Source organism: uncultured Limosilactobacillus sp. (assembly GCF_934202235.1).
Taxonomy (GTDB): Bacteria; Bacillota; Bacilli; order Lactobacillales; family Lactobacillaceae; genus Limosilactobacillus.
The window spans coordinates 1-5,093 of sequence record NZ_CAKPXS010000067.1 but is presented as its reverse complement, the minus strand read 5'-3'; the positions used below and the strand labels follow the sequence as shown (position 1 = coordinate 5,093).

The window sequence follows — 5,093 nt, the reverse complement described above, 5'->3', positions numbered from 1 at the left end:
AGTGATAAAGGCTTGCTTCACACCCGGAATTCGTTGGCTAATGATCTTACGAAGCCGTTCACCATTATAATCCGGGTCGGTCAGAATAATCAGGCCGCGTTTTTTTTGCAGGTCTGCCAACCGCGATAAGTCGTTTTCATCAAGGGCTGAGCCGTTGGTCTCATAGGTATCCGCCACTACCGCCTTTGCCAGCTGCTTGGTATCGTCCTTGCCCTCGACAACAATCACTTCTTTAATCTTTTTCATGACTTCTTTACCGGGAACAGTCGCTGAGCATTCGCATAGGTGGCTTTAGCAACTTCCACCGGGTCCAGCTCCTTCCACTTAGCCACCGCCATCACAACAAACCGGGAATAAGCTGGCTGGTTTTGTTCACCACGGTGCGGCTCGGGCGTCAGGTACGGCGCGTCCGTTTCCACCAAGAGGTGATCCAGCGGCGTTTGCTTGACCGATTCATGGACTTCCTTGGCGTTCTTAAAACTTGCCACTCCCGAATAGGAAATGTCCATCCCCAGGTCTAAGAACTTGTGCAGCCACTCCGGATCACCGTTAAAGCTGTGCATGACACCACCAAAGTCACCAACGTGGGCTTGTTTCAGCAACGGGTAAGCATCGGCAAAGGCGTCTCGGCAGTGGATGCTGACAGGAATGTGCAGTTCTTGAGCAATTTCTAGTTGCCGTGCAAAGACCTGCCGTTGAACATCACGGGGCGAGGTATCCCAGTGGTAGTCCAAACCAATTTCGCCCAGACCAACAACCAACGGGTTCTGCAAGTTGGCCACTAGTTCATCTTCGGCTGCTTGGTCATAGTTTTTCGCATCTTCCGGATGCCAGCCAACGATGGCGTGCAGCTGCTGGTATTGTTCAGCAAGCTTCAGCGCCCGGTCGTTCAGCTTCTTGTTTGAGCCAACGATGTTCATTTCCACAACCCCCAGGTCAGCCGCTTTCTGCAACCATTTTGGGACGTCGTCATAAAAGGCGTCATCATTGAGGTGGGTGTGGGAGTCGTAGACCCGCATTGCCGGGATATTAGCATCAACTAAGGTTGGGTCTTTTTTCTTTTTACTCACAATGTCACCTTATTCAACGGATGAACCGGGAACCATACTGTCGGGTAGCGTCAGCAACTGGACTTGACCGTTGTGCTCTGCTGACAGCAGCATTCCCTGGCTTAATTCGCCGCGCATCTTTCGCGGCTTCAGGTTAGCAACAAAGACGACCTTCTTGCCCACCAGGACTGACGGGTCCGGGTACCACTGGGCAATTCCGGAGAGGATCTGCCGGCCATCAGCACCATCGTCGATGGCGAACTTCAGTAGCTTATCAGCACCCTCAACGTGGTCGGCGGCGGTAATCTGCCCGACCTTCAGTTCAACCTTATCGAAGGCCTCAATCCGGATTGCTTTTTTGCCAGTGGTTTGTGCGTCAACAGCCTTTTGCTTAGCCTCTTCCATTGCTTTGCGTCCCTTCTGCTTAGTATTCTTGGTCATCTGACTCTTCAAGAACTTCACTTCTTCGTTAACGTCGCGCCGGGGGAAAATTGGCTGACCCTTAGCGACTACCTGAGCAGTGGCCGGAAAGTCAGCGAAAGAGAGGTTAGCTAACTCAATCTTCTCTGCCGGCAAGCCCAGCTGACGGCAAATTTCTGCCGGCGCCTTTGGCATCATTGGCTGCAACAGTGCAGCAATTACCCGCAGCGACTTCGCGAGTTGGGTCATCACGTCACTTAATTCGGCACCCTTACTATCGTCCTTAGCCAGGACCCATGGTTCGGTCTCATCAATGTACTTGTTTGCCCGGGCAACCAGTTCCCAGACAGCTGCCAGGGCATCTTGGAAGTGAGTAGCATCCATTTCTACCTTAAAAGTATCAATTGTCCGAGCAGCAGTGTCAGCGAGGTCGTCATCAAACTTAGTCGTGGCCGTTGGCTGACCATCCAGCTTACCTCCCTGGTACTTATTAACCATGGCTACCGTCCGGTTCAACAGGTTACCAAGGTCATTAGCTAGGTCAAAGTTAACCTTATCGACAAAGTCTTCCGGACTGAAGACCCCGTCGTTGCCAAACGGCATCGACTTCAATAAGTAGTAGCGGGTGGCATCTAACCCGTAGCGGTCAACCAACGTTTCAGGATAAATAACGTTGCCCCGTGACTTGGACATCTTGCCATCCCTCATCGTTAACCAGCCGTGGCCAATGACGTGCTTTGGCAGTGGCAATCCCAGTGCGTGAAGGATAATTGGCCAGTAAATCGTGTGGAAACGAACGATTTCTTTACCAACCATGTGGATGTCAGCTGGCCAGAACTTCTTAAAGAGCTGGTCGTTATCAGAACCGTAGCCCAGAGCAGTAATATAGTTGCTCAGTGCGTCAATCCAAACGTAAACGACGTGCTTGGGATCGCTCGGCACCTTGACCCCCCAGTTGAACGACGTCCGGGAAACGGACAAATCCTCCAGCCCCGGCTTGAGGAAGTTATTAACCATTTCGTTCATCCGTGAGTGCGGTTCGATAAATTCGGGATGTTCCTTGTAGTAATTCATCAGCCAGTCGGCATATTTACTCATCTTAAAGAAGTAAGATTCTTCTTCTACCAGCTGAACTTCGTGTCCTGACGGGGCTTTCCCGCCAATCACCTTGCCGTTATCATCACGGTAAACTTCAGCCAACTGACTATCAGTAAAGTACTCTTCGTCGTCCACTGAGTACCAACCAGTGTACTTACCCTTGTAGATGTCACCCTGCTTGAGCAGCTGCTCAAAAATCTTTTGAACAGCCTTTTCATGGTATTCATCAGTCGTCCGGATGAACTTGTCATTGGTAATGTCCAGCGTTTTCCACAGTTTTTTAATTCCCGCAGCCATCTGGTCAACGTATTCCTGCGGCTTCATCCCCAACTTTTCCGCCTTTTGTTCAATCTTCAGGCCGTGTTCATCAGTCCCGGTTAAGAAGAAGACGTCAAAGCCCATTAAACGCTTGTAGCGGGCCATGGCATCACAGGCCACAGTCGTGTAAGAATTCCCGATGTGCAAACGCCCGGATGGGTAATAAATCGGTGTCGTAATGTAAAATGTTGGTTTTTGTTTCGTCATGGAGGGACCTTCTTTTTCTTTTATTATCGTAGTAGCCATTATAGCAAAGATACTGCACTGAGGTGAAGCTGGCAACCGCTTTCTGACAACTTTATCCCAAGATAGGAAAAGTGCTCCCGTTTTAGCAGGAGCACTACTTTTTAAAACAAACTCAATTGTTTTGGTGGTTGGGGATTTAAACCAGTGAAATGAATCCCCATCATTTGCTGCAGTTGAAGCGCATTGGGTGCCGCATCCCGGTTGGAGTTGTTGTTGAAAATAACACAGACTTCAGCTGGCGCCGGCGTTAGCTGCTCGATCGCAGCTTGGAATTGTTTGAGCTCTTCGGTGGAGTAACGATACTTTGTCCGCTCACGCCGCCAATTGGGACCAGGGTGGTTCCAGCCAGCCTTATTCCGCCCATGGAGCCGGAGGAGCGCCAGTGAAGGTGTAGTCGTGGCCAGGTAAAAGGGAACACTGGTAGTCAATTGGTGGGGCTCATCTGCCGCTACCAGCGTCAACCCCAAATCCCTGCAAAAATCTGCCGTCGACTGAGCAACGCCAGGCACCAACCAACTGGCATGGCGAAATTCAACTGCTACTGGTAAGCCACCCATGAGCTGACGCACCGTTTGCAGGTAGTCAATGTTCTCCGGAATCGCCGTAAAGTATGGCGGAAACTGGAAAAGGACCGCCTTTAGCTGACCAGTGGCAACTAAGGGGGTCACTGCCTCCCGGTAACGGGCAAAAGCTTCCGCTAGTGGCAAATCACCGCCTGAACCCTGGTGCCTAGTCATCACCCGGTTAGCCTTAGCCACAAATTGGAAGTTTGCAGGAACGTTAGCTAACCACTGGGCCACTGTTGCCGTGTTAGGAATAGCGTAGAAAAAAGTATCAACCTCAACAACCGGAAAGTACGCGGCATATTCCGCCAGGGTCACTGGCCGGCTTGCACCATCAATCAGTGCCGGATGCTCAGTCCAGGTTGTCGTTCCCATGGAGATCTTCATCTTACCGCCTCCTTAACGCATTTACTCCCTCACTTTAGTTATGATAATCGCGTCCGCTGATCTTTTTCAAGTGGCCCATTCCCATGGTAATGAAGAATGACACCATCAAGAACAGCGATACCAGCCAGAATGGGTACTGGTAGTTAACGTCGAGTAGGGCACCGGACAGTAAGGGACCAATCACGTTCCCAATACTAGTCAGTGACATATTAATCCCGTTAAGCAACCCCTGGTTTTCCTCGGTTAGTTTCGTTAACAAGGTGGTAATCGCAGGCCGTAAGAGGTCAAACGATTCATAGACCAGCAGGGTTGCCAGGAAAATATGCCAGTTGGTGTGGTCGTAAATAATAATGACCGTTCCGATCACCGCAAAGAAGAACGACCAGCGGGTAATAACAACTTCTGATAAGTGAACGACCAGCCAGTCAAAGAAGAAAAGCTGCAAGAGCAGCGAGAGGACCCCGTTGACAGTTAAGACCAGGGCAATTTCCGCCAACGAAAAACCGTGAACTTCGTTGACGTAAATCGAGTAAATACTTTCAAAGCCGGCCAGGCCAAACGCCGATACCAGGATCATCAAAAACAGAATGGTCATCGAAGGTGTCAGCATTTTCTTCACGACTGACCAGCCGGTTGCCCCTTCCTGCTTGTGCGGATGTTTGACCGGTTCAGCCTTTTCAATCGTCTTTTCCGCTGGCAGCGCTACGATCGCAATGACCGACGCAATCACACCGAGAAAGCCGGCCACCCAGAACGGGGCTTTAAAGGAGATCCCAGCCAGGATCCCACCGATTCCGGGGCCAAGCATGAGCCCACCCGAAAAGGCCGCTGACAACCAGCCAATCACTTTGGCCCGGTATTCCCGGGTGGTGATGTCCGCAGCCAGGGCCATCGAAGTCGGCACAAACATCGCCGCTGACAGTCCATCGACGGCCAGCGAAATGTTAAATAACCAGAGGTGGTTGGCCGCCGCAAAGACAAACTCGGCTGCGGAAAAGATAATTAACCCCCA

5 protein-coding genes are annotated in these 5,093 nt (G+C 51.0%); all 5 read right to left on the bottom strand.

The window, feature by feature from the left end:
• Positions 1–246 (bottom strand): toprim domain-containing protein (locus Q0E49_RS07790; protein WP_295747753.1); only part of this gene is annotated, 246 nt, incomplete at its 3' end.
• Positions 243–1,019, bottom strand: a complete 777-nt coding sequence (locus Q0E49_RS07785) for a TatD family hydrolase (protein WP_295747757.1) — start codon at positions 1,017–1,019, stop codon at positions 243–245. The genes Q0E49_RS07785 and Q0E49_RS07790, both read right to left, overlap by 4 nt.
• A 60-nt stretch (positions 1,020–1,079) precedes the next feature.
• Positions 1,080–3,092: a methionine--tRNA ligase gene (metG, locus tag Q0E49_RS07780; protein WP_295747751.1), complete on the bottom strand. Its 2,013-nt coding sequence runs from the start codon at positions 3,090–3,092 to the stop codon at positions 1,080–1,082.
• A gap of 140 nt (positions 3,093–3,232) precedes the next feature.
• On the bottom strand, positions 3,233–4,081 hold the full coding sequence (locus tag Q0E49_RS07775; protein WP_295747748.1) for a DUF72 domain-containing protein: 849 nt from the start codon (positions 4,079–4,081) through the stop codon (positions 3,233–3,235).
• Between the two features lie 34 nt (positions 4,082–4,115).
• Positions 4,116–5,093 (bottom strand): MFS transporter (locus Q0E49_RS07770; RefSeq protein ID WP_295747745.1); only part of this gene is annotated, 978 nt, incomplete at its 5' end.